This is a genomic window from Bowmanella dokdonensis (assembly GCF_017254865.1).
Taxonomy (GTDB): domain Bacteria; phylum Pseudomonadota; class Gammaproteobacteria; order Enterobacterales; family Alteromonadaceae; genus Bowmanella; species Bowmanella dokdonensis.
In genome coordinates, this window is sequence record NZ_JAFKCV010000287.1 from 1 (window position 1) to 309 (window position 309).

Annotated in this window: 1 protein-coding gene; it reads left to right on the forward strand. The window is 53.7% G+C overall.

Going from position 1 to position 309, the window contains the following annotated elements; genetic code table 11:
* Positions 1-309: efflux RND transporter permease subunit (locus tag J0A66_RS22615; RefSeq protein ID WP_206576054.1), on the forward strand; the 309-nt coding region annotated here is incomplete at both ends.

The following is a 309-nucleotide window of genomic DNA, read 5'->3' on the forward strand; positions in this document are numbered from 1 at the left end:
TGATAGACGTATAGCCCAGGCCGGACTGGATCGTGGCGATATCGCCAGTATGGTCAGAGCCTTGAGCGGGGGACTTTTTATCGCTGAGTACTTTGACGGTAATGACAGAATGAACCTAATTTTGCGCGGCGATAAGTGGCGCACCCCCGATGAACTTTCTTCACTGCCCGTGCACACTCCCAATGCCGGTTTACAAACTCTGGGGGAGCTGGCAGAGGTGATAAGAACCGTTGGGCCAACACAGCTTCGCCGGGTCAACGGCAAACGCACCGTGAGTTTGTTGCTCAATCCCCCTGAAGAGATGTCATT